This window comes from Paenibacillus sp. GL_099_B (assembly GCF_057835695.1).
Genome location: NZ_CM174430.1, coordinates 6,088,590 through 6,115,149 on the forward strand (window position 1 = coordinate 6,088,590; position 26,560 = coordinate 6,115,149).

28 protein-coding genes are annotated in these 26,560 nt (G+C 47.8%); 5 read left to right on the forward strand and 23 right to left on the reverse strand.

What is annotated here, in order from left to right:
- Nucleotides 1-175 precede the first annotated feature (175 nt).
- The 3 genes from AC3ITG_RS27660 to AC3ITG_RS27670 all read right to left on the reverse strand — a co-directional run bounded on the left by AC3ITG_RS27660 (nucleotide 176) and on the right by AC3ITG_RS27670 (nucleotide 4,935).
- Nucleotides 176-1,780, reverse strand: coding sequence for a response regulator transcription factor (locus AC3ITG_RS27660; RefSeq protein WP_489251939.1), 1,605 nt, complete (start codon nucleotides 1,778-1,780; stop codon nucleotides 176-178).
- The gene (locus tag AC3ITG_RS27665; RefSeq protein WP_413373677.1) at nucleotides 1,773-3,563 is read right to left on the reverse strand and encodes a sensor histidine kinase; all 1,791 of its coding nucleotides are present in this window, start codon (nucleotides 3,561-3,563) and stop codon (nucleotides 1,773-1,775) included. The genes AC3ITG_RS27660 and AC3ITG_RS27665 overlap by 8 nt, the downstream gene beginning before the upstream one ends.
- Nucleotides 3,564-3,756: 193 nt before the next feature.
- The gene (locus AC3ITG_RS27670) at nucleotides 3,757-4,935 is read right to left on the reverse strand and encodes an MFS transporter (protein WP_489251940.1); all 1,179 of its coding nucleotides are present in this window, start codon (nucleotides 4,933-4,935) and stop codon (nucleotides 3,757-3,759) included.
- 143 nt (nucleotides 4,936-5,078) lie between these two features.
- Between AC3ITG_RS27670 and AC3ITG_RS27675 the strand changes: the two genes are divergently transcribed.
- A complete protein-coding gene (locus AC3ITG_RS27675) occupies nucleotides 5,079-5,690 on the forward strand; it encodes a TetR/AcrR family transcriptional regulator (RefSeq protein ID WP_413373679.1) in 612 nt (203 codons plus the stop codon).
- Nucleotides 5,691-5,787: 97 nt separating this feature from the next.
- On the opposite strand, the gene AC3ITG_RS27680 is transcribed toward AC3ITG_RS27675, so the two are convergent.
- The 5 genes from AC3ITG_RS27680 to AC3ITG_RS27700 form a co-directional block, all read right to left on the reverse strand.
- The gene (locus AC3ITG_RS27680) at nucleotides 5,788-6,210 is read right to left on the reverse strand and encodes an OsmC family protein (protein ID WP_413373681.1); all 423 of its coding nucleotides are present in this window, start codon (nucleotides 6,208-6,210) and stop codon (nucleotides 5,788-5,790) included.
- 148 nt (nucleotides 6,211-6,358) lie between these two features.
- Entirely contained in the window at nucleotides 6,359-7,105 is a 747-nt protein-coding gene (locus tag AC3ITG_RS27685) for an amino acid ABC transporter ATP-binding protein (RefSeq protein ID WP_413373682.1), read from the reverse strand.
- A 16-nt stretch (nucleotides 7,106-7,121) separates the two neighbouring features.
- Nucleotides 7,122-7,766 carry an amino acid ABC transporter permease gene (locus AC3ITG_RS27690; protein ID WP_076291212.1) on the reverse strand — a complete coding sequence of 215 codons (645 nt, stop codon included), beginning with the start codon at nucleotides 7,764-7,766 and terminating at the stop codon, nucleotides 7,122-7,124.
- A 31-nt stretch (nucleotides 7,767-7,797) separates the two neighbouring features.
- Nucleotides 7,798-8,631 (reverse strand): substrate-binding periplasmic protein, encoded by an 834-nt coding sequence (locus AC3ITG_RS27695; protein ID WP_489254540.1) that lies wholly within the window; start codon nucleotides 8,629-8,631, stop codon nucleotides 7,798-7,800.
- A 175-nt stretch (nucleotides 8,632-8,806) separates the two neighbouring features.
- Nucleotides 8,807-9,439 (reverse strand): TetR/AcrR family transcriptional regulator, encoded by a 633-nt coding sequence (locus tag AC3ITG_RS27700; protein ID WP_489251941.1) that lies wholly within the window; start codon nucleotides 9,437-9,439, stop codon nucleotides 8,807-8,809.
- Nucleotides 9,440-9,678: 239 nt separating this feature from the next.
- Here AC3ITG_RS27700 and AC3ITG_RS27705 point away from each other — a divergent pair, with 239 nt between their 5' ends.
- Nucleotides 9,679-10,467: an undecaprenyl-diphosphate phosphatase gene (locus AC3ITG_RS27705; RefSeq protein ID WP_064641143.1), complete on the forward strand. Its 789-nt coding sequence runs from the start codon at nucleotides 9,679-9,681 to the stop codon at nucleotides 10,465-10,467.
- Nucleotides 10,468-10,670: 203 nt separating this feature from the next.
- Here the strand turns inward: AC3ITG_RS27705 and AC3ITG_RS27710 are convergent, their stop codons facing one another.
- The 5 genes from AC3ITG_RS27710 to AC3ITG_RS27730 all read right to left on the reverse strand — a co-directional run bounded on the left by AC3ITG_RS27710 (nucleotide 10,671) and on the right by AC3ITG_RS27730 (nucleotide 13,936).
- Complete coding sequence (locus AC3ITG_RS27710; RefSeq protein ID WP_063566544.1) at nucleotides 10,671-10,997, reverse strand: thioredoxin family protein; 327 nt, start codon at nucleotides 10,995-10,997, stop codon at nucleotides 10,671-10,673.
- An 84-nt stretch (nucleotides 10,998-11,081) separates the two neighbouring features.
- The gene (locus AC3ITG_RS27715; RefSeq protein WP_413373686.1) at nucleotides 11,082-11,990 is read right to left on the reverse strand and encodes an aldo/keto reductase; all 909 of its coding nucleotides are present in this window, start codon (nucleotides 11,988-11,990) and stop codon (nucleotides 11,082-11,084) included.
- A gap of 152 nt (nucleotides 11,991-12,142) precedes the next feature.
- Nucleotides 12,143-12,316, reverse strand: a complete 174-nt coding sequence (locus AC3ITG_RS27720; protein WP_413373687.1) for a hypothetical protein — start codon at nucleotides 12,314-12,316, stop codon at nucleotides 12,143-12,145.
- Nucleotides 12,317-12,535: 219 nt separating this feature from the next.
- Nucleotides 12,536-13,279 carry a 2,3-diphosphoglycerate-dependent phosphoglycerate mutase gene (gene gpmA / locus AC3ITG_RS27725; RefSeq protein WP_489251942.1) on the reverse strand — a complete coding sequence of 248 codons (744 nt, stop codon included), beginning with the start codon at nucleotides 13,277-13,279 and terminating at the stop codon, nucleotides 12,536-12,538.
- A gap of 72 nt (nucleotides 13,280-13,351) precedes the next feature.
- On the reverse strand, nucleotides 13,352-13,936 hold the full coding sequence (locus AC3ITG_RS27730) for a DUF420 domain-containing protein (RefSeq protein ID WP_170867957.1): 585 nt from the start codon (nucleotides 13,934-13,936) through the stop codon (nucleotides 13,352-13,354).
- A gap of 376 nt (nucleotides 13,937-14,312) precedes the next feature.
- On the opposite strand from AC3ITG_RS27730, the gene AC3ITG_RS27735 reads away from it, so the two are divergent.
- Nucleotides 14,313-15,503, forward strand: coding sequence for a cation:proton antiporter (locus AC3ITG_RS27735; RefSeq protein ID WP_489251943.1), 1,191 nt, complete (start codon nucleotides 14,313-14,315; stop codon nucleotides 15,501-15,503).
- 141 nt (nucleotides 15,504-15,644) lie between these two features.
- Here the strand turns inward: AC3ITG_RS27735 and AC3ITG_RS27740 are convergent, their stop codons facing one another.
- The 10 genes from AC3ITG_RS27740 to AC3ITG_RS27785 form a co-directional block, all read right to left on the reverse strand.
- Nucleotides 15,645-16,130 (reverse strand): DedA family protein, encoded by a 486-nt coding sequence (locus AC3ITG_RS27740; RefSeq protein WP_053780148.1) that lies wholly within the window; start codon nucleotides 16,128-16,130, stop codon nucleotides 15,645-15,647.
- Nucleotides 16,131-16,143: 13 nt separating this feature from the next.
- Nucleotides 16,144-16,689, reverse strand: a complete 546-nt coding sequence (pssA, locus tag AC3ITG_RS27745; protein ID WP_063566539.1) for a CDP-diacylglycerol--serine O-phosphatidyltransferase — start codon at nucleotides 16,687-16,689, stop codon at nucleotides 16,144-16,146.
- Nucleotides 16,690-16,709: 20 nt separating this feature from the next.
- Complete coding sequence (locus AC3ITG_RS27750) at nucleotides 16,710-18,467, reverse strand: sensor histidine kinase (protein WP_489251944.1); 1,758 nt, start codon at nucleotides 18,465-18,467, stop codon at nucleotides 16,710-16,712.
- Nucleotides 18,464-19,144 (reverse strand): response regulator transcription factor, encoded by a 681-nt coding sequence (locus tag AC3ITG_RS27755; protein ID WP_413373694.1) that lies wholly within the window; start codon nucleotides 19,142-19,144, stop codon nucleotides 18,464-18,466. The genes AC3ITG_RS27750 and AC3ITG_RS27755 overlap by 4 nt, the downstream gene beginning before the upstream one ends.
- Before the next feature lie 244 nt (nucleotides 19,145-19,388).
- Nucleotides 19,389-20,201 (reverse strand): bifunctional hydroxymethylpyrimidine kinase/phosphomethylpyrimidine kinase, encoded by an 813-nt coding sequence (gene thiD, locus AC3ITG_RS27760; RefSeq protein ID WP_413373695.1) that lies wholly within the window; start codon nucleotides 20,199-20,201, stop codon nucleotides 19,389-19,391.
- Between the two features lie 104 nt (nucleotides 20,202-20,305).
- A complete protein-coding gene (locus tag AC3ITG_RS27765; protein WP_413373697.1) occupies nucleotides 20,306-21,004 on the reverse strand; it encodes an ABC transporter permease in 699 nt (232 codons plus the stop codon).
- Entirely contained in the window at nucleotides 20,997-21,920 is a 924-nt protein-coding gene (locus AC3ITG_RS27770; protein ID WP_413373698.1) for an ABC transporter ATP-binding protein, read from the reverse strand. The genes AC3ITG_RS27765 and AC3ITG_RS27770 overlap by 8 nt, the downstream gene beginning before the upstream one ends.
- A 128-nt stretch (nucleotides 21,921-22,048) precedes the next feature.
- A complete protein-coding gene (locus AC3ITG_RS27775) occupies nucleotides 22,049-22,981 on the reverse strand; it encodes a sensor histidine kinase (RefSeq protein WP_413373699.1) in 933 nt (310 codons plus the stop codon).
- Nucleotides 22,978-23,697 carry a response regulator transcription factor gene (locus AC3ITG_RS27780; protein ID WP_489251945.1) on the reverse strand — a complete coding sequence of 240 codons (720 nt, stop codon included), beginning with the start codon at nucleotides 23,695-23,697 and terminating at the stop codon, nucleotides 22,978-22,980. The genes AC3ITG_RS27775 and AC3ITG_RS27780 overlap by 4 nt, the downstream gene beginning before the upstream one ends.
- A gap of 135 nt (nucleotides 23,698-23,832) precedes the next feature.
- Nucleotides 23,833-24,675, reverse strand: a complete 843-nt coding sequence (locus AC3ITG_RS27785) for a DegV family protein (RefSeq protein ID WP_489251946.1) — start codon at nucleotides 24,673-24,675, stop codon at nucleotides 23,833-23,835.
- A gap of 305 nt (nucleotides 24,676-24,980) precedes the next feature.
- Here AC3ITG_RS27785 and AC3ITG_RS27790 point away from each other — a divergent pair, with 305 nt between their 5' ends.
- Together AC3ITG_RS27790 and AC3ITG_RS27795 are read left to right on the forward strand one after the other, a co-directional pair.
- A complete protein-coding gene (locus AC3ITG_RS27790) occupies nucleotides 24,981-25,757 on the forward strand; it encodes an ABC transporter permease (protein WP_063567100.1) in 777 nt (258 codons plus the stop codon).
- On the forward strand, nucleotides 25,754-26,554 hold the full coding sequence (locus AC3ITG_RS27795; RefSeq protein WP_489251947.1) for an ABC transporter permease: 801 nt from the start codon (nucleotides 25,754-25,756) through the stop codon (nucleotides 26,552-26,554). The genes AC3ITG_RS27790 and AC3ITG_RS27795 overlap by 4 nt, the downstream gene beginning before the upstream one ends.
- Nucleotides 26,555-26,560: the final 6 nt, after the last annotated feature.

A 26,560-nucleotide genomic window follows, 5' to 3' on the forward strand; every position in this document is an offset into this window, starting at 1 on the left:
AATTTAATTTGAAAATGGTAATTATCGAAAACGTTTTATAGAAATCGTTTACTTTACTTCATACCAAAAAGAAAAAGGACCTCAGGGGTCCTTTCAATAGACTAATAGTTCGAAAACGTTTTTTACCTAATCAGGAGAAATACCAGGTATAGAAGTACTATCCTCTGAACAGGGGCTACTCCCGTTCCGGGTCTCCTGAAGAATCTTTAGACTGTGATCTGGCAAGCTCTCTAGCATGTTTGTAAGCGGAAGGTGATTCTCCTACATACTTCTTGAATTTGCCGTGGAAGTAATCCACGTTGGCATACCCCACCCTCGCGGCAACCTGGTGTACCTTTAAGCCTTCATCGAGCAGTTCCTTCGCCTTCTCCATTCGAACCTTATCGAGAAATGCATTGAAATATTCTCCGGTATGGTTTTTGAACAGCTTGCCCAGATAACTGCTATTGTAGTTAAATACCTCTGCGAGTACCTCCAGCTTGAGATTTTCGCCGGGATTACGACGGATAAATTCAATCATCTGTTTCAGTACCGTATCCTTGCTGCCTCCACCCATGCGCTGAATAAGCCGGTTCAGGTGTTCAGCGGCCATCACTTTGAGATCCAACAACGTTAATTGATGGTAAACCTCCGTAATAAGAACAGAATGCTCCTGCATAATGGATTGCATATGCTGATTGGTTGCCGCAAGTTTGTTAATAGCCAATGAAAACACTTGGGAGAACGCCGTCTTAATCGCCTGCTCTGTCTGGTGATGCGGAATTAGGCGTTCCTCCATCTCGGTCAGCACACGCATTACTGACTCGTTGCTCCGAATGTCGAGCGCATAATACAGCTTGTCCGCCAGCTCTGCTTCATCCGGTTCACTACTTTTTTCCTCAATGGCAACAACTGGCCCGGAATCACTTTCGCTCTTCTCACCTTCATTCCATAACGTAACTCGTTGTTCCGCGAATAGGAAACGTCCGCCCAATACGCCGTTGGCCTGATTATAGGAATGTGCGATGTCTGCTGTGGAGTTTACAGGTTGACCTGCTGCCGCGTACATATGAATATTCCACTCTCCCAGCAGCCCTTCCAACTCATCATATAAATTCCCGGCAGCTCGTTCAGTCAAAATAGGCTCTTTGCATAACAGTCCCAGTCCGGAATGGAACGAAAACACAATGCCCCGATCTTTCTGGTCAAAAGCTTCCGCCAGTCTGCGTTTCACCACACTACCACGCTGTAAATCAGGTTCGGCATGCATCTCCAGCAGCACAACCTGATACTGCGACCAATTCAACCCAAGAGCATTTGCTTCCATTGTTTCCGTACCTTCCAGGCTATCAAAAAGCAATGCTTCAATCTGATGCTCACGGTAGGCTGTATCCTCGCCAGCATGGCGGGCCAGTGTCACACGCTCCCTTGTCAGCATCACAGAGATCCGCTCCAGCTCACTGATAATCTCCTCTTCATCCACTGGCTTGAGCAGATAGCCATCCACGCCAAAACTGATGGCTTTCTTGGCATAATCGAAATCGGCGTACCCACTCAGGATCAGAAAGTGCGACCCCGGATGGTGCTGCCGCAATTCTTCTATGACATCCAGTCCGGTCATGCCGGGCATGCGAATATCGATGATCGTCAGGTCCGGTTCCAGCTCTTCGAACCGGGTGATGGCCTCACGCCCGCTGGCAGCTGTACCAACCACCTGAAAGCCGTATTTTTCCCAATCAATGATCGTTGTCAGTCCTTCACGTATGCTCGGTTCATCATCTACCAATAACACTTTATACATGCTGGTCTCCTCCTGCTGGCAAGGTGAAAGAAACCTCTGTTCCTTCCCCATACACACTCTTAATCTGTAATCCGTATGGCTCGCCGTAGGTCAACGTTAAACGTTGATGTACGTTACGCATGCCAATTCGGCTTTTCTCCTGTTCTTCCGGTCCACAGATGAACTGCATCACTTCAGCCAGACGCTCCGGCGTAATGCCTGCCCCATCGTCATCGACACGCACCTGGACAACATCCTCCACCAAACGAATATTTATATTCACACGGACCGTGCCCTCTTTATTTTCCAAACCATGCACAATCGCATTCTCAACCAGAGGCTGAATGATCAAAGGAGGGATGTACATCTTCTCCACCTCCGGATCGATATGGATCTGGAAAGCAAGTCGGTCGCCGTAACGGAATTTCTGAATTTCCAGATAAGAACGTACCATCTCCAGTTCGGCTCTGAAAGTCGTTTTGCCGCTGCCAATCTCAAGGCTCTTGCGCATCAGTTTGCCTAGCAGCCTGACGATATTGGCAATCTCCGCCTCGCCTTTGATATGGGCTTTCATGCGGATCGACTCCAGTGCATTAAACAAAAAATGAGGATTGATCTGGCTGGCCATCATTTTCAGTTTAATCTCTTTCTGCGCGATTTCCAATTGATTGTTCTGTTCCGTTGCCTCCACCACCTGAGTCATCAGTTCATTAATGCTCTTCACCATGTAATTGAACTGCCTCGACAGTTGCCCAATCTCATCATTCCCATCAATGCGGGAGGTGACATTCAAATCACCCAGCGCGAGCTTATTCAGATGTTTGCTAAGGCGTAACAATCGGTTCGACGTGAGAAATGAAATGATATATACAAGCAACAATGCAATGACCAGCACAAGCGTAATGAAAAGCATACCGATCATGCTAATCGTATTGGCGTCTTTGACAATATTTTTGGTGGCAAAAACCGAAATGATCTTCAGGCTGTTCATGCTCGATCCAGGACGCAGCTCATCAATGACAATATTGGATGGCTCCCCCTGAAAATCTGCTTCAATTGTGCCTTTGGCCTGATTTTGCAGATCTACACCAAAATCAAGCTCGTCCAGCGTTTTACCCACCAGTTCGGTATTTTTGGCTGCAACCACATAACCCTGTTCGTCCGTAATCAACGTCTCGAACGGTTCCTGACGTAACAATCCATTCAGCTCATCCTGATTGATTACAATCATCAGCACACCCTCGGTCCGATATTCGGCAAAAGGCACTTTGCGCACCAGACTGAGCTTGTGCACCGGATTATCTCCCTTGTCGGGAATATAAAACCAGCCGATGCTCGTCGTTTTCAGTGCCTTTTGGTACCAGTAGCTCTCCTCGGTCTGCTTGTCCACCGGAATGAACTCCAGATTGTTGATCAACGTCGGATTGGTGGAGTAAAACCGGATGCCCGCAACCTCACGGTACAGACGCTTATATTCCTGAAAATCTTTATACGCGAGATAAGCCGAGGTCAGCTCCACAACGCTTTGGTATCGTTTGTTCACAATTTCCTTCAGTTCATTGTTGAACATCAGAATGTTGGAAATATCCGTAGGTACACGCAGTAGTGTGATGGTCTGACTCTTGACCTTGTCCACGTTGTTGATCGTCTGTCCAATTGCATTGTCCAGCGCCTGCTTGCGAAAGTATCCGGTTACAGCAAGTCCAATAATTAGTACCGGAATCATGACGACAAGTACATAGGATATGAGCAATTTATGCTTTAATTTAAGATTGTTGGATGTTCGTATGAGCCTTTTAAACATATCTGCACCTTCCGTCGCTTATAAGCGCTTACATATAAAGGTCAGTACATATTACGCCTGCCCTTCCAATTCATCATACCACATAACAGCAAAAGCCCTGCAAAAGGGCTTCAAAAAAAGGCTGTATGCTGAGTGATAAAACAAACATGAAGTTTGTATAGCTGTTTCTAATGTAGGAAGGAAAGCAGATTGCTTAGCGGCTGCGTGCTGAGCGGAATCCATGTCCTTTGGCACGTAGCGCAACAATCAGAGCTACAAGTGATAGGAGCAGGATGGCCCAGGTAAAGGACGGGGCTCCCCATTGATTCAGAAGCACGCCTCCCGCCAATCCACCAATAGCAATAGCGAGATTCCACACAGTCGTATTAATCGGCATAACGATATCTACACCCTGCTCCCCGGCGGCTTGGGCAAGTGCAGTCTGTAACAGTGTAGCCGCACCGCCAAATGTCAGCCCCCACAGTGCAACTGAACCAAAGACAACGGCAACGTGCTCGCTCCAAAGACCCAATACCAGAGAGATTAGGGCAAAGCCCGCAAGACTGATGAGAACCAGCATACGCAACCAACGATCAATAAGAATACCTGTAATCCAGATGCCCACCAATGCCATCAGGCCAAACACAAGTAGCATAAGTCCAACCTTTGATTCCAGACCAACATCGGCAAGGAAAGGAGCGATATAGGTGTACAAAATATTATGAGCCAGCATCCAGGCCAGAACGACAGCCAGAATGGGTATTACTCCAGGGGTCAGCAGCACCTTTATTGAAGAAATGCGCTGATCAGCAGACTGCCCAGGATAATCGGGTACTTTCCAGAGCACCCAGAAAATCAGTACAAACGCCAGCAGCGACATCAGCCAGAATACCGAGCGCCAGCCCATAAAGGAACCCAGCAGCGTACCTGCGGGAACACCGAACGATAAGGCAATCGGTGTACCAATCATCGCAACAGCCATGCCCCTGCCCTTCAGATGATCAGGCACCATCCGTAGTGCATAACTGCCAATCAGACCCCAGGAGACACCGGCTGCAACACCGGCAAAAAAACGAGCGACAAGAGTCAGTACATAGTTTGAAGAGAGGGCTGTAATGGTGTTGAAGACCAGAAAACCGATAATCGCTAGAAGTAAAAGCGGACGGCGTCGCCAGCCTCTTGTCAACACGGCCACAGGTATGGCGGCAATCAGAGAACCTACTGCATAAAATGTGACAAGCTGCCCTGCCCCTGCCTCAGAGACCTGCAGCCCTTCCTTAATTTGCGGCAGCAACCCCGCAGGAAGAGTTTCAGTCATAATAGCTATAAAACCAGCCATAGCCAAGGCCAGCAGCCCAAACCATGGGAAACGTTGAGAAGATTTATCGGACATCTGTGCAGCTCCTTTTTAGATAATATAGGACATAGAATCGAATTATGGATCGATCATTCCTTATATTATCCACCCTCTCCCACCTTGTCAACGACTTTTGGATCGATTAGTATATAATTAAGAAAAACGAGGGGGAATCTCTTATGGCAAGAACCGGACGTCCCCGCATTTTTGATCGGGATGAAGCCCTGTTGCAGGCAATGATGCTCTTTTGGGAACAAGGATTCGAAGCCACCTCATTGCTTCAACTTCGAGCGGTCATGGGGGATATTTCAGCAGCCAGCTTCTATGCAGCCTTTGAATCCAAAGAAGCTCTTTATAAAGAAGCGGTAGAACGATATATGGGTTCGTTTGGACGCGTTACGGAAAGCTTCTCGGATCTTACGCTATCTCCAAGAGAAGCGATTGAAACAACTTTAAGAAGTACCGCCAAAATGCAAACAGACAGCGCACATCCATCTGGCTGTTTAATTGTGCTGTCAGCCAGCACATGTTCTTCCAAAAACAATCATATCCGAGACATTACCGCAGAGAAAAGAAAGCTGACTCGCAACCGCCTGCAGGGTTGCATCCAGCGCGCTGTGGAAATCGGCGAACTGCCTGCCTCCACGAATGTCTCGATGCTGACCACTGTTTTTGATACTTTTATGCAAGGTATCTCTACACAAGCCCGGGACGGTGTTCCTTATGCAACGCTTGATCAGGCTATCACCGAAATTATGGGCATCTGGGACCTTGCTCAACATCCAGCGTGACCTTAATTCCTAATGGTCGAAATGTTAGAACAATCAAAAAGGCACTCCCATAATTGGAAGTGCCTCTTCAGTATATAATTTACCCATGTCCGTCCCGTTATGGACGGGGTGTGTCTACCCCATTCAGAATCAGTTTGGGATGAATATCTGCGCTAAGTGAAGCGGAAACTGCACAATACTTCTCTTCAGCCATTTGGATGGCTTTCCAGATCCGGTAATCCGGGATATCGCCGTCCACCTTGAAGATCAGATCAATGGCAGTAAAACCTTTCGGCATACCTTCACTGCGAGTACCCTGTGCTTCAATCTCAATGCCAGTAATTTTGTCCAGGAAAGCGTCCAGAATCATCGTGATATCGATCCCCATACAACCTCCGAGACCTGCCAGTAACAATTCCATGGGTGTAGCACCCTTGCTGTCACCACCATAGGCTGCTGTGGCATCCATGCCAATCGCGTAGCCAGAGGGTCCTTCGGAAGTAAACGCGCGTTTGCCTTTCCATACAGTTGTTACATTCATGATGTTTATCCTTCTTTCTTAGAATAGTTTACGCTCTGCAGATATCCGTTCTGGGTACGGATCGTTCATTTGGAGACAAAGGCGAACGCTACGCTTCTTCAGAATCGATTCCGTCCCCTTCACTCAGTCTGCTTATCTCTGAGAATTCTTAGAATTCAGTAATTTGCTGCAAAAATCTGCGTGTCCGCTCCTGGGTCGGGTGTTCAAAAAAGGCCTGCGGACTTGCTTCTTCCACAATCGATCCATCCGCCATAAAGACAATTTTGTTAGCCACATTCCGGGCAAACTTCAACTCATGCGTAACGACCAGCATCGTCATGCCTTCCTGTGCCAGCTCCTTCATAACGGAGAGCACTTCTCCCACCAGTTCGGGATCAAGGGCTGAGGTAGGCTCATCAAACAGCATCACCTCAGGCTCCATGGCAAGCGCGCGGGCAATCGCTACGCGCTGCTGCTGTCCACCAGACAAACGGGATGGATATGCATCCTGCTTGTCCGACAGGCCGACTCGATCCAGCAGAATCCGGCCGCGTTCGGCCGCTTCGTCCCGCTTGATTTTTTTCACAGTCACGAGCCCTTCCATCACATTGCCGAGCACCGTCTTGTGCGGATACAGATTGAACTGTTGGAATACCATGCCGGTCTGCCGACGGATTTCCAATACCCGAGCCCGCTGGATTCGCTGCGAGTCGGCACTGTCTACTACAACACCATTCACTTCAATCTTGCCGCCAGAGAGCTCTTCCAGACCGTTTAGACAGCGCAACAATGTACTTTTGCCCGATCCACTGGGTCCCAGCAGAACAACAATATCTTTCGCATCGACATGAAGATCTATATTTGTGAGAACTTCATTTTCCCCAAAACGTTTGGTCAGTCCTGTTGTTGTAATCATCGGTTCTCCCCTCCTATCAGTAAGCCCGGGCCAGCCGGCGCTCCACTTGTTCCAGAATGGCCGAGAAGCCGATACTCATAATCCAGTAGATCACGCCAATTGCCAGATAAAACGGCATATTAACGTAATATTGCGCGACCAGCAACTGTGCCGAGCGAAGCAACTCTGTAACCCCGAGGGCTGCCACAAGTGATGTTTCTTTCAGCATCCCGATAAAAGTGTTGCCCATCGGAGGGATCGCAATTCGCACCGCTTGGGGGAATATAATCCTTCTCATGGTCTGAGCCGGTGTCATGCCTGTAGCATATGCGGCTTCCGTCTGCCCCTTTGGTACAGCCTGAATCGCTCCACGGAACGTTTCGGACAGAAATGCACCCGCATTAAGACTAAGCCCGAGACATGCTGCCGTGAGCGAGCCCAAAGTTACTCCATAATCGACCAGCCCAAAATAAATAACGAATAATTGCACTAGCAGCGGTGTTCCCCGCATGATGGATACATAAAACCTTGCGATCAACCTAAGCCACATCGGCCCCTTCAGACGAGCGATAGCGACTAGCACTCCGATGATAAAGGCAAAAAACATGGAGATCACAGTTACATACAGCGTATAGTAAGCCCCCTTCAGAAAGAAGGGGATATTCTCAAATACCAATTCCATGGATCAAACTTCCCTTCGCCCTGCCGGTTCATTATTGCGCAGGCTCTTCACCAAACCATTTTTTGAAGATGGTATTGTACGTTCCGTCATCCTTCATCCCTTTCAGTGCATCATTCAGTGCAGCTACGAGTTCCGGATTGTCTTTGCGAACAGCGATGCCCGCTTGGTCACTCTTGATTGGCTCACCTACTGCTTTGATGTTGAAGCCGTTGGCATCTACGATCGGTTTCAGCGCGTACAGGTTGTTGATCGTTGCATCGATCCGTCCAGCGTCCAAATCTTTCAATGATGTGATAACATCGTCATAAGTCTTGATGGTGAAATTGCCGACTTTCGGTAGCACTTCGTTACGCAGGTACGTTTCATCATTGGTACCGAGGCCTACACCGATCGTTTTCCCTTTGAAATCTTCCAGCTTGGTAATGTCATTGTTATCTTTTTTCACAATGATTTTCACATCGTTCGTAATATATGGATCACTGAAATCCAATACTTTTTTGCGGTCATCGGTAATCGTCATCTGGCTGATGATGGCATCCAGCTTTTTGGCTTGCAGACTTGGTGTCAGGCCGGAGAACTCCTGGGATATAAATTCAACCTCAACCCCAAGACGCTTCGCAACCTCACGTGCGATATCTGCATCGTAGCCGTCCATTTCTTTCTTATCGTTCAGGAAGTTGTATGGTGCGTATGTGCCCATCATGCCCACTTTGATGACGCCAGCAGACTTAATCTGCTCCAGTTCATTGTTCGCCTGTGCTCCATTGCTGTTTCCGTTGTCCGTAGTTTTACTGCCACAAGCGCTGAGTACCAGCACGGTCATTAGCAGCAGGGCTGTTAAAGTCCAGCCTTTGCGAGATTTCATTCCATATGTTTTATTCATGTCATTAACTTCCTCTCATCCATGTAGTCATGTCTTGTTGAAACTTCTGTTTCCTATCTTCCTAAACTGCAGTTGTACCCATTATTCCCTGCTGCTGGCTTAATCATGTAAATATTTAATCCAGTTATTGAAAATAAAGCTTCAGGGCCAGCACACTTTATGTGCCGAGCAGTCCGTAAAACTCAAAGCTTGCCGCCTCCGCAGCCAGCTTCGTTGCTGTCATTGATGAGAACTCGCTGTGAAGCTCCTCCGAGCCAAACAGCCAGCGCGTAATCATGCCTTCAATCATGCTAACCAGCAGCGCAGCACGGAGCGGTACATCCATGGAATCAGGCAGCATACCCAGCTCAATGGCCCGTTGCATATTGTGGCGAAACGCTTGTTCCACCGCACCCCGTGTCTCCTCGACCAAACTGCGTACCGAATCCTCCGACACGATGCCTTTAAGCAACAACTCCATAAAGTAACGATTGTCCGCTGCAAAGGAGAATAAGTCGGTAAACAGCCGTTCCGAAGCTCTTACCATATCCTCAACCGATCCGGCATCCTTGCGGTAGCCTTGTCCAATCGCTTCAAGCAGCTTCTCCCTGCCGGTTAACACAATCTCCGATGCAATGGCTTCCTTACTTTTGAAGTGCCAGTAAAAAGTGCCTTGCGCGACGCCCGCTTCCCGGACGATATCGGAAATTTTCGTCTGATGGTAGCCCTGGGTCGCAAAACGTTCCATCGCTATGCGTATAATTTGGTCCCGGCGTTCTTCTCCGGGTTCCAAATGATTGTTTTTAGACATTTGCCTATCCTCCCGATTGATCAGTCAGTCAGTTAATGTATATCCTATTGGATAACTAGGTTTTTGTCAATATGGTTTTAAACAATTCATTACGAGCATAAGTTGAAGTTGGGCGCATTTGTGATCATAATAGATGATAGCCTTGTTCAAATGAGCGGGCATTGTCACGCAGGACAGCCTATAAGCTGTCATCTGCATTTCAAGGAGGAAGAGAATTGGACTTTATATCATCGATTATTATGGGCATCATCGAAGGTTTGACTGAGTTTTTGCCCGTGTCCTCGACCGGACACATGATTCTGACTGCCCATTTGCTGGGATTATCAGAGGACAACGAGTCAGTCAAAACGTTTGAGGTGGTTGTGCAACTCGGAGCTGTACTTGCTGTCGTTGTACTGTACTGGAACAAATTCATTGATATGTTCCGCTTCACCGGAGGCAAAAGGAGTTACACCTCCCGTCTGAACCTCATACATATCTTTTTGGCGATGGTTCCAGCCGTGGTCATTGGACTTGTATTCCGGGATTGGATCAAGGCGCATCTGTTTGGAGCACAAACGGTGCTGTACAGTCTTGTTATTGGTGGTATTCTAATGATTGTTGCTGAACGTTGGAGCCACCGTAGCGAGCGCATTACAACCCATGATGTGGACGATATTACGTATAAACAGGCATTTGTAGTGGGTCTTTTTCAGATTCTCGCATTATGGCCAGGCTTCTCCCGTTCCGGTTCGACGATCTCCGGTGGACTGTTCGCAGGGGTAAGCCGGGTAGCTGCAGCGGAATTTACATTCCTGGTATCTGTGCCGATTATGATTGGGGCCACAGGATATGATCTATACAAAAGTATCGATCATCTGAATACCAGCGATTTCCCAATCTTCGCGATTGGATTCATTGCCGCATTTATCGTAGCCATGCTTGCCATTAAGACGTTCTTGTCCATTTTGAAAAAACTGAGTCTGACCGTCTTTGCAGTCTATCGTTTCGTGCTGGCAGCCGTATTCTTTATCATTTTAATGATGTAACCATATCTTCAAGTCATGTAACAAAAAAGCCAATGGCAACCTGTGTTCCCTTCGGAACCAGGTTGCCATTTTTAATTTGCACAACCTCATCAACAAGCCGATTTTCACTTCTACCTTCCCCCCTCCCCCAACACCAAAACACCCCCTATCTGCGATAGGAGGCGTTTCATAGGACTACTGCGATCTAAATGAACTGATTCCTGTTATACCTTGGACTCCAAAGTCTGCAGGTACTCCGAGATTTGAGCAGGCGTTTTTGCCCATTTGCTGTGCAGATGTGCAATTTTCTTGCCGTTCTGGAATACGAGCAGGCTTGGAATGCCCCGTACACCGTTCTCTTCAGCAAACGGCAGGAACTCTTCTGCATCGAGGGCATAGAAGGTTTTATCCGCATGCTGGTCGATAACGTCCCCAATAAAGCGATCCAGGTTTTTGCAATCCGGACACCAGGTTGTATCAAATTTAATGACGGTCATTCCGTCAGAATTGATTGTATCGCGATATTGTTGTTCACTTTGAATTCTTTCCATATGTCTTCTCTCCCTTATTTGATTCTTTATGGTTGACCTTCATTGTACCTTGTATAGTTACAATTGAAAATAGGCTGCCAACGTTTAACGGTGCTGCTTATACAGATTGGCGGGGCTGATCTCTCGTAATTCGTTAATCTCCGCAGCCGTAAGTGGTGCAGATTCCGAAGCAGCGATATTATGCAACAACTGCTCTCTCGAACTGGCGCCTGGCACGACAGCGGCAACAGCGGGATGCGCCAGAGCATAACGAATAGCCGTTTGAGCCATGCTGCGATTGTCTGTTACCAAACGGCTCAGGCCTTCCCGTATGATGTGCAACTCCTGAGGTGTATAATCCAGATACCCCTTATCTGCCTTGGCAGCACCAGAATCGGCGAGAACCCCACTTGCCACAGGTCCACGAGCGATAACGCTAATACCCTTTTGCTCCAATAAAGGCAATACTTCCTCTTCGGCCCGGCGATCCGCAACGCTGTATTGGTTCATCACGCTGACAATGGAAGCTCTTTGCACATATTCACGAATCACGTTAGGCCGGATAGAGGATATGCCGTAATACCGGATAAGACCTTCCTGCTTCAGTTCCTCAAAGGCTTCGATCGTCTCTTCGATTGGATCATCCAGAGTGCCACCATGCAGCTGATAAAGATCAATATAATCCGTCTGCAGCCGTTTCAGGCTGTCTCGTACAGCTTGTTTGATATAGGCTTTGGACGGGTCCCATGACCAGCCTTCTTTTCCCGGTATGCGACGATTACCAACCTTGGTTGCCACAATGACCTGATCCCGGCGTCCCTGGATAGCCTGGCCCACGATTTCTTCGTTTAATCCTGCATCATACAGGTCAGCGGTATCCAGAAGATTAACGCCACGATCCAATGCCTCATGAACCAAGGCTACAGCAGGTTTCACTTCGGTTCCAAGTGACATACAGCCTAGCCCAATTTCACCAACCATGAGTTCGGATGAACCCAGACGATTTTTCTTCATATGTTGTACATCCCCTTCCATACGTCTGCAAGTTTCCATTGTATCATTCTTGATGGCAAAAATCGCATGTGACATATGAGTACACACAAAAACCCGGGACCATACCAGCTCCGGGCTTCTCATGCAAAGTGACTCGCATACCAATATCTATTTTAATTCACACGTGAACCTTTTTTGCTTCCATAAGACGGGCTTGAAGATGGACTTGAACTTTTCATCAGTCCTGACACCGTACTGAACAGCTTATCCCTTGCTTGTTTGTTCCTCATCAAATAAGTCACGCCTGCTCCTATGGCTGTTACAATAATTCCACTTTTTTTAGACATATGTTGTTCCTCCTTCAGGATTAGTGTACATCGTGTCTTGCTTGAGATTACCCTGTAGGAGAAAAACGAAACGTCAGATGCAATCGCTAAAATTAGAGAATGGCCTATTACAGCGTAAAAAGATGGCCCCTGAGAATTCAGGAGCCATCTTCTAACGTGATGTATAAGTCGAACTCATCGTTACTACTGTATACCCGTATGGTCAGAACAATCGTCCGATCAATCGGACGGTGGTGCGACATGCGTCATTTCCTCATGTTTGTATGTTGAACCATCCGCAGTCAGGTAGAAATGCCCGATCGGATGCAGATCTTCATCCAGTTCATAGACCAGCGGAATGCCTGTCGGGATATTAAGCGCCATTACGTCTGCTTCGGACATTTGGTCCAGATGCATGACGAGTGAACGGAGCGTATTTCCGTGCGCGGAGATGAGTACCCTTTTGCCCGCTGACACAACCGGTTTGATCTCTGCATTCCAATACTCCAGCACCCGCTTCGATGTATCCATCAAATTCTCGGTACGCGGGATGATGCAGCCTAGCCGTTGATACTTGTCCTGATCCTGAACATAACGCTCATCTGTTTCGTCCAGTGCCGGAGGAGATACGCTAACGGAGCGTCTCCACTCCTTCACCTGCTCCTCGCCGTACTTCAGCGCAGTCTGCTGTTTGTTCAATCCCTGCAGTGCACCATAGTGACGTTCGTTCAGCTTCCACGTCTTCGTGATCGGAATCCACATTCGGTCCATCTCATCAAGTGCAATATCCAGTGTTCGAATGGAGCGTTTGAGTACCGAAGCATAAGCGTAGTCAAAATCAAAACCCTGTTCCTTCAGGATCTTTCCCGCTTTGCGCGCTTCTCCGTATCCATCGGTCGTCAGATCCACATCCGTCCAACCGGTAAAACGGTTCTCCACGTTCCACATACTCTGTCCATGGCGAATCAATACGACTCTGTACATAAGCGTGAATCCTCCTTCCATGAAACCATTACCCGCAAGGCGAGCCGGATATGCCCATGATATGTGAAATTATTAATAGTAAGGTGCCATCATCAGATATACAACTACACCCGTAGAACTCACGTAGAGCCAGATTGGCATCGTCCAGCGAGCAATTTTACGGTGTTTCTTCAATTGATTCGTCCAGCCCCATACCAGAGTGAACAGAGCAAGCGGCACAATAATGGCTGCCAGGATGCTGTGTGTGATCAGAATGAAGAAATAGATGGAACGAATGATACCTTCTCCGCCGTATTTGGACGTTTCCGGAGACAGATAGTGAAACGACAAATACGTAACGAGAAATAAAAGGGTTGTTGAAAATGCAGCAAGAATGAAACGTTTGTGCAATTTCACATTCCGCTTAATAATGGCTATCAAGGCCGCAAGCAGGAAGATGAAGGTGAAGCTGTTGAACACGGCGTTAAACCGCGGCAACACTGTAATGTCAAAGGCTACATCGCCTTTGTATCCGATCGACGGCGCAAAGAACAACAATAAAATAATGACATTGGCGATAATGGAAATGGTAATAATGAGACCTGCAAAATTTTTATTACTGGTCGGGGCAATCTGATTGGATTGAATGTTCGGGTCCCCTTTGTCCTGTTTGCCCAATGAAAAATCCTCCTCATATCCTAACTTCTATGTTCTATCTCATTATATCTTGCCATTTCTCGACTGTTAAGTGACAACACTCTGAACAAAAAGCCTTGTCAGGTACCCTTAAAGTGCCCCCTTCAGGCCATTTTCATTAAAAGCCCACCATCACTGGTTTACCCCATCCTGTATTCATGGTATAATTAATGCAATTAATCAAATACGCGTTGAACTGGAGGAGCCTGTCACCAAGGGCCCTCCTTGTCTTTTTTTAAGGCATAAAGCGGCACTATTACAAGCGCCGTTTTATGCCTTTTTCTGTTCCTGAGGCCTGGAATGATCCCCCCTTGGACTGGTAATCCTATAAACGCTACTGCTGGAGAGGAGTACACCTATGGAATTTATTTTGGTTCTTGCACTCATTCTTATTTTCACCAAGTTGGCTGGAGATTTGTCGGTAAGACTCGGTCAACCATCGGTATTGGGCAAATTGATTGTCGGTGTTATTCTCGGACCTGCCCTGCTCGGCTGGGTTCAACCGAATGATTTCATCCATTATATGGCCGAAATTGGGGTATTACTGCTCATGTTCATTGCTGGACTCGAAACGGATTTGGAGCAATTGAAGAAAAATTGGAAGGCAGCCTTTGCTGTTGCGGTGGGTGGTATTATTTTACCATTCATCGGAGGTTATGGAGCTGCCGGTGCTTTCGGCATGTCGCAGACACACGCTTTGTTCTTTGGACTTTTGTTCTGTGCCACTTCGGTCAGCATTTCGGTTCAAACGTTAAAAGACATGAATCAGCTCAGCTCTCGTGAGGGTACAACGATTCTTGGAGCAGCTGTCGTCGATGATGTACTCGTTGTGGTCATCCTCGCTATCATGATGAGTTTGCTCGGAACAGGCGCAACCGATTCTTCAATCTCTCTGCTAATTGGCAAGAAGCTGTTATTCTTTGTTGTTATTATTGCCGCCAGCTGGTTCCTTGTTCCACGGATCATGAAGTGGATGGCACCGCTGAAGGTCACCGAGACCGTTATTACAGCCGGATTAATCATCTGTTTTGGCTTTTCGTACTTTGCGGAATGGATGGGTGTTGCAGGCATTATCGGGGCTTTTGCGGCGGGTATCGCCATCTCCCAAACGAACTTCAAACATGAGGTCGAAACCAAGCTTGAACCGATCGCTTACGGGATTTTTGTTCCGGTATTCTTTGTAAGTATCGGTTTGAACGTGACTTTTGACGGAGTGGGTTCACAAATCTGGTTCATTATCGTCATCAGTCTCATTGCCATTGTAACCAAGCTTCTGGGCGGAGGAGCAGGTGCGCGTCTGACCGGATTTGATCGCTCATCCTCCCTCGCCATCGGTGCAGGCATGATTTCCCGGGGAGAAGTTGCTCTTATTATCGCTTCCACTGGACTTGCTTCCGGATTACTCGACGCCGAGTATTTCACCAGTGTGGTCATCATGGTTATCGTTACAACCCTGGTTACGCCACCTTTACTCAAAATCACCTTTGCACGCAAAAAAGGGGAAACTCGTGTTGAAAAAGGTATTGAGGAATCCCATCTAAGCGGGTAAACAAAATTTATAATCAGCTCACCGTGCATCTTGCGGTGGGCTTTTCATTTTCCAAGGGAGTTAATTAAACACAAACAAAAAAAGACCACTCCATTAACAAGAGGTCTTTATCCTCGCCTGTTCATAACAGGTTGTCCCATTTTAAGTTAACACACCTACGTAAAAACCAATTGATATAAAGACAACACACCATATAAACGCGCCAATGCTGGAGACAAGCACGTATCGCCCTATAGCCATGCGGCTGATCCCGGAGAAGCAACACATCAGATGACGAATGCCTGGAATGAAGTAGCCCAGTATGATGGACCAGTACCCGTATTTCAAAAACCAGGACTCCACCCTGCCCAGCCGTTTGGCGTTGACTCCGACCCATTTACCATACTTCTCAACCAGTGGCCGGCCGGCCTTCTTGCCAATCGTGTAACTCAGAAGTCCTCCAGTAAACGCTCCACCAAAACTAACAACAATGGACACCGAATAATTCAGCACCGAGATGGAGGCGAGATAACCGACAAAGGTCATCATCACCTCATCCGGAATAGGCATGCCAATCACGCCAAGAGCCAGCAGTCCGTAAATTGCGAAATAACCATATTGACCAATAAATTCTCTTGCAAATTCCATACTGACTCGCTCCTTATTTCGGTTCCACAATATCCTTCTCATGGGGGGCTAGCACTTGTTTTAGAGACGGGAATCGGATTTGGCTAACCATTAGACCGGATAATACGATAATGACAAGATAGGCTACACCATGAGTAAAATAAGGACTCCAGAGCGCGAAAAAGGACATAAGACCGCCTGCAAACGTAATCGGCATACCCACAAAACCATGGCTTGCTGTCTTCTGGCAATTGTAACGGGCAAGACGCAATGCACCACAAACCGGGAATAATGCTGTTAGCGCCATACCCAGTGCACTTACCTCATTCATGGAGTTCAAATACAGGATCAACACGGGTGCGGTCCCGAACGAAACAACATCAGCCAATGAATCCAGCGCTTTGCCGAATTCCCCCTCACAATGCAGCTTGCGGGCTGCAAACCCGTCAAACAGATCAAAGAACATGGCTACCCAAATCATCGTCACGGCCAGCGCAAACTCGCCATGAATAGCCATAATGACAGCCAGCATGCCTGAAGTTAAGTTGCCCAACGTTAGAATGGACGGTAAAGATTTCATAGACTTGACTCCCCTTCGTACTAAGCATTAGGAAAAATAATATAAAAACGGACTCCGTCCGGCGTGTTCTCCACGCCATAACTGCATCCATGCAAATCGAGAATCTGCTTCGCGATGGCCAGGCCGAGCCCGGTCCCCCCCATTTTGCGATTACGCGAGCGTTCCACACGGTAGAATCTTTCCCAGATGTACTGGCGCTCCGCTTCCGAAATCTGCTCACCCTGATTCTCGATGGAGATTCGAACCTGCCCTTCCGGCCTGCTGATCTCAATCATAATATCGGTCTTAGGAACGGCATGACGTATAGCATTCATCATCATATTATAGAAGACTTGCTCTAACTTGCTGCGGTCTCCCTCAACAGTCTGCTCGGTAGTGGAGACCAGTACAACCTCCAGTTCCTTTTCCTTCAGTTGTGGACCCAGACGTCCGGCAATATCTTCAATCATATCTCCAAGAGCTACCGCATCGGTGTTCAGCTTAATCGCTTGGGATTCCAGCCGTACCAGATCCAGCATCTCTTCGACCATCGTTTCCATTTTGACCGCTTCATCGGCAATGATCTCGATGTAACGCTCACGTTTGCTCTCACTGACTCCATCTTTCAACCCTTCGGAGTACCCTTTGATGATGCTGATAGGAGTTTTGAGTTCATGGGATGCATCGGCAAAAAACTCCCGCTGACGCTGTTCAATCCGCTGTTTCATCTCCATATCGGTACGCATCTGACTGTTCGCCTGCCTTAGTTCTTCCAAAGTCTGACCCAATGTCGTTGACAGCGCGTTGAGACTGTTGGACAGGCTGCCAATTTCATCATTGCGGCGGATGGGCGATTTCACTGTGAAATCAAGGGTAGACATCTTTTTGGCAACATGGTTCAGGGCAAGCAATGGCTTGGTGACAATTCGGGACAGAAGCAGTGAAAGGAACACAATCAGCACAAATGCAGCAATACCAAAATACGCATAAAACAGTTGTGTAGCTTCACTCGCCTCCCTCATCTCCTGCAGGGACGTCAGAGAAAAAATGAGCTGCTGCTGGGGTCCGGAGCTGTGCACCGGAGCAATGGTAAGCACATTTCGTACACCACTCCAGCTGTCGGTCCATTCCTCATTAATCATTTTTCCATTGGCGAGACTGAGCTGGTCTTCCGTAGAGAGTGGGAAGCGGCTATCCAGCGCCTGCACGAGCAGACCCTGTCTCTGGCTCCATGTTCCTAGGTTGGGAAGAACAACGTCCTTCAATGTTCCTGACCATTCTTCTACCGGCTCCGTTAACTCCTGAAAATCTTCCGTTCCGCTGACCACGGAGCTCTGATCCTTTATCTTCAGCGGATAGACCATAGGATCATTCATGCCACTTGCAGAGCCTGTAACGGTCAATTGCTGACCATACTTCAAGTGTGAAGCAAGCCATCCTGCGTTCTCACTGTTGATAAACAACGACAGCGATATATTTACCTGCTTGCCATCCTCTTGCAGAAGCACGATGTGGAATGGGTCATTGACCAGCTTGCCTGTATTCGTCAGGATGACCAGATGCGACTGGTTCTGCCGCATGAACTTCCCGGTTTCCTTGGCCAGCTGCACATCGTTCCAATGTCCAGTGGAATATTGTTGTTCGAATTTCGTTAATTTTTTCTTAATGCTGCTGATCTTCTGATGTTGGTAAAAGTCCGGGAACCAAACCAGTTGGGCAATCACCGTTGTTCCATATAGAAGAAGCAGAAATCCAGCCATGACCAGAAACAGTTTCATCGTTACACCGTTACGTCTCATGCCTCGACCTCGAATCGATAACCGGTCCCGATAACGGTTCGGATACACTTGGCTTCATCCCCAAGCTTGCTGCGAAGCTTTTTGATATGGGTATCCACCACACGCGAATCGCCCTCAAAGTCATATCCCCATACCCGATTAAGTATGGCATCACGGGACAGTACAATCCCTTGATTGCGAGTTAAATACAGCAGCAGGTCATATTCCTTGGGAGCAAGCTCCACTTCGATTCCATCCTTCTCAAGCCGCCGCGCCCAAGGATCAAGTGTGGCACATCCAAACCGGATCACACTCTGCTCCTTGCTAACGGCACCCTCTACTCGCTTCATTAATGTCTCTGCACGTGCCACCAGTACACGAGGACTGAATGGCTTCGTAACATAATCATCCACGCCGAGCTGGAAGCCATGAATCTTGTCATCATCTTCCGATCGGGCAGTCAGCATTATAATAGGTACGGTCGACTGGGAACGAATATGCCCACAGAGGGTCCATCCATCCATTTCCGGCATCAGCACATCCAGAATGACTAGATCGACTTCATGCAGTGCCAGCAATTCCAGCGCCTCTACCCCATGTTCTGCTTCAATAACGTTCCATTGTTCTTTTATGAAATAATCGGCCACAATCTCACGAATGCGGCTTTCGTCTTCCACCAGAAGCACTGTTCTGACCATGGCCGACTCTCCTTTTAGCATTCTGTTGTTAACATAACGATTCCGTGTGTCGTCCGTGTGTCCAGCCATGTTCTGGAATGAACTCCATCTTATATACGATTAATATATACCAAAAGTTACTAAATCCCATACGTTTTCCCACAAAAAAGAAGCCGTCAACGAGCAAACCTCTGCTCATTGACAGCTACTTCCGGTTAAGACCACGTTTTTTTCTCCGCGATTACACACCACATGTGCGCACCGCTTAGCGTTGATTCTCCAGTCGGTGTGCTACATGTAACGTTGGGCCAACAAAGCGGTTCAGCGGAAATCCGCCAGCAATCGCTTTGGTCACGAAGGCCTTACCTTCACGAACAGCCTCTTTCACGGTAAGACCGCGCGCCAAACCTGCGGTAATTGCCGCAGATGTGGTGCAGCCTGCACCGTGTGTGTATCCGGAGCCAACAACATCGGCTTCAAACCATTCGTAGTTCGTTCCGTCATAGAGAAGATCCATCGCTTTACCGGGGTTAATAACGCCTCTGTCCTTGATCAGGACATGTTTCGCCCCATGATTGTGAATGACAGCTGCTGCAGCTTCCATCTGCTCCTTGGAGCGAATCGGTCCGCTTTTCGCGAGCTGCGATGCTTCAAACAGATTCGGGGTAACCAGATCAGCACCCGGCAACAGGAATTCGATCATTGCTTCTGTATTCTCAGGTTGCAGCACTTCGTCCGTACCTTTGCAGACCATTACCGGATCGATAACGATCTGTGGCAGTCCGCTCCGTCGGATGTGCTTCGCAACCAATTCAATGATGTCTACAGAACCCAACATACCCGTCTTCATTGCATCAAAGCCGATACCATCCAGAACGGTGCGCAGTTGAGCCTCGACTACACTTAATTCCACAGGAAAGACCTGGTGATCCCACGTATCAGGCTCCATCGCCACAACGGTAGTCAGCACAGTCATGCCATACACACCAAGCTCCTGAAAAGTTTTCAAATCTGCTTGAATCCCAGCACCGCCGCTCGTATCCGAACCAGCGATTGTTAATGTTTTTGGAATCGTCATGGTAGTTGCATTCTCCTTCGTCCTTCAGTTGACATTATCCTATCCCTTGTACGAGCAGATGTCAATGGCATGTGAAGCCAGACGGAGTATGGTTTCCAGAGGAATCAGTTCACATCTTTTGTCTCCAGACGAATCATGGACAGCGAAGCAATCCACAGTCCAATTGCCCCAAGCGTCAGTGGAATCACGATAACCGTGTTGATGGAAAACGTAGGCCCATTGAATCCTGAACACACCACAAGAACAAGCAGAATGGATGATACCAGTGTGGTCGTGACCGAATATTTGCGCATCCCGAAGAATAGAGGGATCAGAGCCATGCCCGCAGCGGACAAAGAACTAATGGTATACTTCAGCAACAGTACCAGCGCATCACTCACCAACAACGTGTCTGGAATGAAGGAGTAGAAATGGTTTGTAATAACTAACAATGCTCCCATCAGCAGATCGGTAAACAAAATCATCACAAAGGTAAAAACAAAGATGATGATCAGTTTGGCGGCAATGATTTTCTGGCGTTTGATCGGGTAGGTAAACATGACGTTCATCGTTTTATTTCGATACTCACTGATAATCAGTTTCGCTATCAACGCACCGCCAAAGATGATAAAGACGGCTCGGGCAAACGTATCTATTAACATGAAGGAGACGTGGTAATCGGCAAAAGCGTAATCTTCTGCCCCCTGATCGGTGACTCCAACCATGATGAGAAACAGGATAAGGACGAGATTGGCGATACCTGCCGTTCTGAAATTCCGGGCAAACCGATGTTTGCGCAGTTCCAGCTGGATCAGTTTAAGCAACGTCCCCATCCCCTTTCATTAAGTTCATGAAGTGTTCTTCCAATGAATGTGCCCGTTTGAAAATGGATTCAATCTCAACGCCATGCCCGATCAGCTTGCTTGTCAATTCGGATGGGGCAATGCCCGGATCATAGATGCGTACGGTATGGTCATCGATCATTTTATAATTTTTCAACCCCAGCTGATGCTCCATCACATAGGTCGCTTTACGCGGGTCCAACGTTTGCAGCTCAATGTACTCGCTGTGGCTCCCGCGAATGCTGTCCATTGATACTTCTTCAACCAGACGCCCATTCCGAATGACGCCAACGGTGTCTGCAACCTGTTCGATTTCCCCGAGGATATGGCTGGAGATCAACAAGGTAATGCGATATTGGGAGCTGAGACGTTTGAACAAATCGCGCATTTCCTTGATTCCTACGGGATCGAGCCCGTTGATCGGTTCATCCAGAATGAGCAGTTCCGGTGTTGTGATAAGCGCTCGAGCGATGCCCAGTCGCTGCTTCATCCCCAGAGAGAAGTCACGGACAGGCTTCTTGCCTGTATCCTTGAGACCTACATTTTCCATCATATCGTTAATGACCTTTTTGTTATGAAACCCCATGTATTCACAATGGAGATCCAGATTTTCCTTGGCGGACAGATTATCGTAGAAAAAGGGATATTCAATGATGCTGCCCATTCGTTTCAGCAATTCATAAGAAGTAGGCGTGAGCTTTTCTCCGAACAATTCAATCTCGCCTACAGTCGGCTTCACCAGGTTAGTGAGCATCTTCATCATCGTCGTTTTCCCTGCTCCATTCGGACCAAGAAACCCGTAGATCTCCCCTTGCTTGATACTCATATTGACGTTTGATACCACTTCTGCCCCTGCATACGTCTTGGTCACACCTATGGTCCGCGCAATATATGTCATGTTGATGTTCTCCTTTACGTTCGTCCCTGACGGGTTCTTATATCTGTATTGTAAAGAGAAAAGTCTTCTTTTTTATTAATCAAATCTTACAAAAACCTTAAGCTTACCGGGGAAGTTACAAAATGCACCTAACAAGGTTTTAAAGAAACCAAAAATACAGTTCGCACAAAAGGTACGCTATGCAACTCAATACTTCCGCCCATCCGCTCCACCAGCCGCTTCGTAATGGTCAGACCCAGACCACTGCCCTGATAGAGACGATTACGGGAATCCTCCAGCGTATACATACGTTCAAATACACGGCTGTGCTCCTGTTCAGGAATGCCCTTGCCCCGATCCCAGATGCTAAGTGTCACTTGTTCGCCTATTGAATAATCGAGTGAAAGGCCAAGCACCTTGCCATCGGCTCCATATTTCATGGCATTCGTGATCAGATTATCCAGCACACGGTCCAGTGCTTCCTCATTGCCATTCACGAAGATATCGCTTTCCGGAATGGACAGCTCCACTTGCAGACCCAGACTCGTTAACATTTCATAAAAAGATATCATCTTCAAGCGACACAATTCACTTACATTGACCCTGGTCAGTGCAAGCTCGGTATCCCCGGACTCCAGCTTCGCTAGGTCAAAAAAGGAATGAACCAGACGCAGTACCTCCTGCGCCTTATCCTGGATTTTGCTGGTCATGATCACGCGTTCCTGATCTGTTAGGGAAGTGCTGTGCAGCAGCGTTTCACTATAACCAAGCACAACCGTGAGCGGCGTCTTCAGATCATGTGAGATATTGGAGAGCATGTTACGCATCTCCTTCTCCTGATTGGCATAACCCGCCTCAGCCCGATGTGCATGATCCAGTAACTGATTCATGTCCTTAAGGAGCTGACTGATTTGGGGATCACTGTTAAAGACGAGCAGACGCTCAAACGTGCTTTTATCTATAATAGCGGTCAATTTCTCATGTATGTAAGTTAGATGGGTACTGCGTTTATGCAGCCTTACGCTCAACAAAATGACGACAAGAGCCAAGATCCCGGTAGAAAAGGCAAAGATCAACGTCACGCCGGGTCCACCTCCAGCTTATAACCGATACCCCACAATGTTTTGATATACCGGGGATTGGACGGGTCAACTTCCAGCTTCTCGCGCAGACGGCGCATATGAACATTAATGATATTTTCGTCGCCGTAATAATGATCATTCCAGACAGAAGCGTAGATTTGAGCCTTGGTAAATACTTTGCCAGGGTGGGTGACAAACATTTTGAGAATGCCAAATTCCTTGGAAGTAAGCTTTACAGGTATGCCATCACGCTCTACCTCATACGTTTCCGTATCGACCACAAGTCCGCCAATGTGAATGCGCTGTACCTTCGGGGCGGCTGCAGCTGCAGGCTGTGCGGTATAGTTGGCACGACGAATAGCCGCCTTGATACGAGCGGTCAGCTCGATTAACGAGAATGGTTTGCTCAAGTAATCATCAGCGCCGAATCCCAGGCCAAGGGCTTTGTCCACCTCTCCGTCCTTTGCAGACAGGATGAGCACAGGCACAAGACTGGTGGCACGGATGGTCTGGAGCACTTCCATCCCATTTTTGTGTGGCAACATCAGATCGAGAATGACCAAGTCATAGCCTGACGGTGATTGGCTGAATTGACGTTCCGCCTCCAGTCCGTCATATGCATAAGAGACGTCATAACCCTCTTTTTCCAAATAAGGACCGACCATTTCACTAATTGAGCGATCATCTTCAACAAGCAGCAAGCGATAACTTGACACGAAATTCCCTCCAAGATGAACGTTTTCCTTTATTACCTCACAGTTTGCATCAATTGGCAATGAAATACGAAAAACCCGGCAGGATCGCCACTTCATGTTTCAAAGTGAACCTCCTGTCAGGTCTCATTTACAACCTTATACCGTCTCGCTTCGTATCCAGCACAGTCCAATCGTGCCCGCACCTGCATGAATCCCTACCACAGGGATAAAAGGCATAATTTCCGTCTTCAAGCGGGGAAGCAAATCTGCAATCTGCTGTTTAATTGTAACGGCTTCTTCCTGATTGTTCGCATGCATGATACATACATGCTTCACTTTCCCCATATCCACCTTGAGCACATCCAGCATGCGCTGTTTGGCCCGTTTGAACGTACGAATTTTCTCATTCACAACCACTTTGCCCTCTTCGAATCGAAGCAGCAGATGAATTTTCAACAATTGGCTAAGAATAAGCTGGGTCCCCGACACACGCCCACTGCGGTGTAGATGCTGAAGACTGGCCGGAATGAGGTAAAAGGACATGTTATTAATCATCTGTTCGATGTGAAGTTTGATTTCGGATGCTGTCTGGCCTTGCTTCTGCCATTCCAATCCTTGCAAAATCATCTCCCGCAGCGGATAAGCCCCTGCTCTGGAATCAATGGCGGTAACCGTCACACCTGCGATTTCGGCAGCCTGCATCGATGTGTGCAGCGTACCGCTAAGCGCAGTGGAGCAATGAATGGTAATGATCTCATCGTACTTACCTTTCAACGACTCATACAGTTCAATAAATTCACCAATCGGCGGCTGTGAGCTGCTTGCGCGTGAAGCCCCATCAAGTTTCTCATAGAATAATTCCGACGAGATGTCTTCTGTCTCTCGATAACATTCCTCTCCAAAAACGATGCGCAGAGGTACGATGTACACATGATTCTGCTCAGCAAATAGCGGATCGAGTGTGCTCGTACTGTCCGTGACCCATGCAATTTTCCTCATTCCAACCTTCTCTCTTGCCGGATTGTTGAAGCTGTATCCTCAATCGTCAGGCACATGCCCGGCGGATTATTTAAAATTTGAATAGTTCATATTGTAAACGTTTGCGTCTTTGCCCCCCAATTATAAAGGAACGGACAAACCACTGTCTTGTGGCGCATTGTTGAACAGCCTCATTTCTTCCGGTATATGCCAAAAAAATGTCTTGCCTGTGAAGGAATATATTGGTATGCTGTTGTCCTTCTCTCTTTTTCGCCTTGACTGAAGTGAACGGAACCGCCGTTCAACCAACTTATCGGAGGTGTCACATGCTTTATTTCACTCTGGCTTCCAAAGCCTACTCCCGGAACCTGCAATACCGCGGGGCCCACATGGTACATAACCTGGCAAGCGCCATGTTCGGTTACATGTATGCCTGTCTCTGGATTGGCATCGGGGCCGACCACTCTCTCGGAGAATACGGGACACAGGGGATGGTCAGTTACATTGCGTTTACGCAATCCTCTCTCTGGATCTCGGGTTTTCTCACCAATGGACTTGGTATTCCACTCACGGTGAGGACAGGGCAGATCGCGCTTGATCTCATGAGGCCGGTTCATCTGTTCACCCACCTGATGGCACGTGAATGGGGGCAGATTGCCTACCAGTTCGTGTACAAAAGCATTCCGATTTACTTGCTCTTCTCCATCGTATTTTCTCTGCAATGGCCCTCAGAAGCTTCAACCCTGCTATTTGCCGCAATTGGTCTTGCCGGCGCATCCTATTTATCCATCTGTATGAATTACATTATTGGCGCCACCGCGATGTGGACTACGGAGTCCTCCTGGCTGCATTGGGGCAATCACGCCATGATGAATCTGCTTGCTGGTTTCTTCATTCCGCTGGAATGGCTGCCAGACTGGCTTGAACGAATTGCCTGGTTATCTCCCTATCCTTTCCTGCTCTATGTCCCGACCCGAATCTATCTGGGTTATGAAAATGGCTCCTTGTTATGGGGAACCTTGATTTGGTGCGTCCTCATGACGTTCGTCTGTCTGGCGATCACCCAGGTATTGCGCCGTAAAGTGGAGGTGCAGGGCGGATGAAAACAACTTCCTGGCTCACTTTATATAAAATGCTCATTCGAACAAGCATCCGCAGTCGGATGCAATACAAGTTCAATTTCATCATGGCCTCCGTTCTGGCCGCATTGATTCAAATCTCCGAGTTTCTGATGGTTGCTCTGGTGCTGCACAAATTCGGAGCCATTAAAGGCTGGTCCCTTCATGAAATCGGTTACCTCTTCGCGATCATGACCCTATCCAAGACGTTATATCGAACGTTTGGCAACGAAGTGCATCATTTGGAAAAATATCTGGTCGGCGGCGAACTTGATCAACTGTTAACCCGTCCTATGCCCGTATTGCTGGCCTTACTACCACAAAACTTCCGCATCATGGCTGGTGAAGTGTTACAAGGCGGGTTTATTCTCTGTTGGTCTCTGGCAGGCATGATGCATAGCGGACAGATCGGTTGGACTGTCATCCCCTTCTCTCTGCTCGTCATCCTAACCGGAGCTATTATTCTTTTTTCGATTGGGCTTGCCACGGCAACGCTTGGATTCTGGACCACACGTATTGAAGAACTGCAGACCATCACCGAGGATGCGGCGCGTACGGCTGCTCAATATCCACTGACGCTATATCCCAAATGGATGTCTGGCATTCTGCTGACCGTAATCCCGGTGGGTTTCGTCAACTATGTTCCGTCACTCTATCTGCTTCGCGGCGAACTAGGTGCGTGGGTTCTTGGTGCCATTGTCATTGTGGCCGTCCTGAGTCTGGCCGCAAGTCTGCGTTTCTGGAAATTTGGTTTAACCAAATATCAAAGTACAGGTAGCTAAGGAGGA

Excerpts from the sequence above, each read along its gene's own strand:
- AC3ITG_RS27680 (WP_413373681.1), bottom strand. The coding sequence starts at position 6,210 with ATGAATGTAACAACTGTATGGAAAGGCAAACGCGCGTTTACTTCCGAA.
- AC3ITG_RS27795 (WP_489251947.1), top strand. The coding sequence starts at position 25,754 with ATGAAAACAACTTCCTGGCTCACTTTATATAAAATGCTCATTCGAACA.
- AC3ITG_RS27710 (WP_063566544.1), bottom strand. The coding sequence starts at position 10,997 with ATGGAAAGAATTCAAAGTGAACAACAATATCGCGATACAATCAATTCT.
- AC3ITG_RS27785 (WP_489251946.1), bottom strand. The coding sequence starts at position 24,675 with ATGAGGAAAATTGCATGGGTCACGGACAGTACGAGCACACTCGATCCG.
- AC3ITG_RS27705 (WP_064641143.1), top strand. The coding sequence starts at position 9,679 with ATGGGCATCATCGAAGGTTTGACTGAGTTTTTGCCCGTGTCCTCGACC.
- AC3ITG_RS27670 (WP_489251940.1), bottom strand. The coding sequence starts at position 4,935 with ATGTCCGATAAATCTTCTCAACGTTTCCCATGGTTTGGGCTGCTGGCC.
- AC3ITG_RS27660 (WP_489251939.1), bottom strand. The coding sequence starts at position 1,780 with ATGTATAAAGTGTTATTGGTAGATGATGAACCGAGCATACGTGAAGGA.
- AC3ITG_RS27770 (WP_413373698.1), bottom strand. The coding sequence starts at position 21,920 with ATGACATATATTGCGCGGACCATAGGTGTGACCAAGACGTATGCAGGG.
- AC3ITG_RS27750 (WP_489251944.1), bottom strand. The coding sequence starts at position 18,467 with ATGAGACGTAACGGTGTAACGATGAAACTGTTTCTGGTCATGGCTGGA.
- thiD (WP_413373695.1), bottom strand. The coding sequence starts at position 20,201 with ATGACGATTCCAAAAACATTAACAATCGCTGGTTCGGATACGAGCGGC.
- pssA (WP_063566539.1), bottom strand. The coding sequence starts at position 16,689 with ATGAAATCTTTACCGTCCATTCTAACGTTGGGCAACTTAACTTCAGGC.
- AC3ITG_RS27695 (WP_489254540.1), bottom strand. The coding sequence starts at position 8,631 with ATGAAATCTCGCAAAGGCTGGACTTTAACAGCCCTGCTGCTAATGACC.
- gpmA (WP_489251942.1), bottom strand. The coding sequence starts at position 13,279 with ATGTACAGAGTCGTATTGATTCGCCATGGACAGAGTATGTGGAACGTG.
- AC3ITG_RS27685 (WP_413373682.1), bottom strand. The coding sequence starts at position 7,105 with ATGATTACAACAACAGGACTGACCAAACGTTTTGGGGAAAATGAAGTT.
- AC3ITG_RS27740 (WP_053780148.1), bottom strand. The coding sequence starts at position 16,130 with ATGGAATTTGCAAGAGAATTTATTGGTCAATATGGTTATTTCGCAATT.
- AC3ITG_RS27790 (WP_063567100.1), top strand. The coding sequence starts at position 24,981 with ATGCTTTATTTCACTCTGGCTTCCAAAGCCTACTCCCGGAACCTGCAA.
- AC3ITG_RS27700 (WP_489251941.1), bottom strand. The coding sequence starts at position 9,439 with ATGTCTAAAAACAATCATTTGGAACCCGGAGAAGAACGCCGGGACCAA.
- AC3ITG_RS27755 (WP_413373694.1), bottom strand. The coding sequence starts at position 19,144 with ATGGTCAGAACAGTGCTTCTGGTGGAAGACGAAAGCCGCATTCGTGAG.
- AC3ITG_RS27690 (WP_076291212.1), bottom strand. The coding sequence starts at position 7,766 with ATGGAATTGGTATTTGAGAATATCCCCTTCTTTCTGAAGGGGGCTTAC.
- AC3ITG_RS27715 (WP_413373686.1), bottom strand. The coding sequence starts at position 11,990 with ATGAAGAAAAATCGTCTGGGTTCATCCGAACTCATGGTTGGTGAAATT.
- AC3ITG_RS27665 (WP_413373677.1), bottom strand. The coding sequence starts at position 3,563 with ATGTTTAAAAGGCTCATACGAACATCCAACAATCTTAAATTAAAGCAT.
- AC3ITG_RS27735 (WP_489251943.1), top strand. The coding sequence starts at position 14,313 with ATGGAATTTATTTTGGTTCTTGCACTCATTCTTATTTTCACCAAGTTG.
- AC3ITG_RS27720 (WP_413373687.1), bottom strand. The coding sequence starts at position 12,316 with ATGTCTAAAAAAAGTGGAATTATTGTAACAGCCATAGGAGCAGGCGTG.
- AC3ITG_RS27675 (WP_413373679.1), top strand. The coding sequence starts at position 5,079 with ATGGCAAGAACCGGACGTCCCCGCATTTTTGATCGGGATGAAGCCCTG.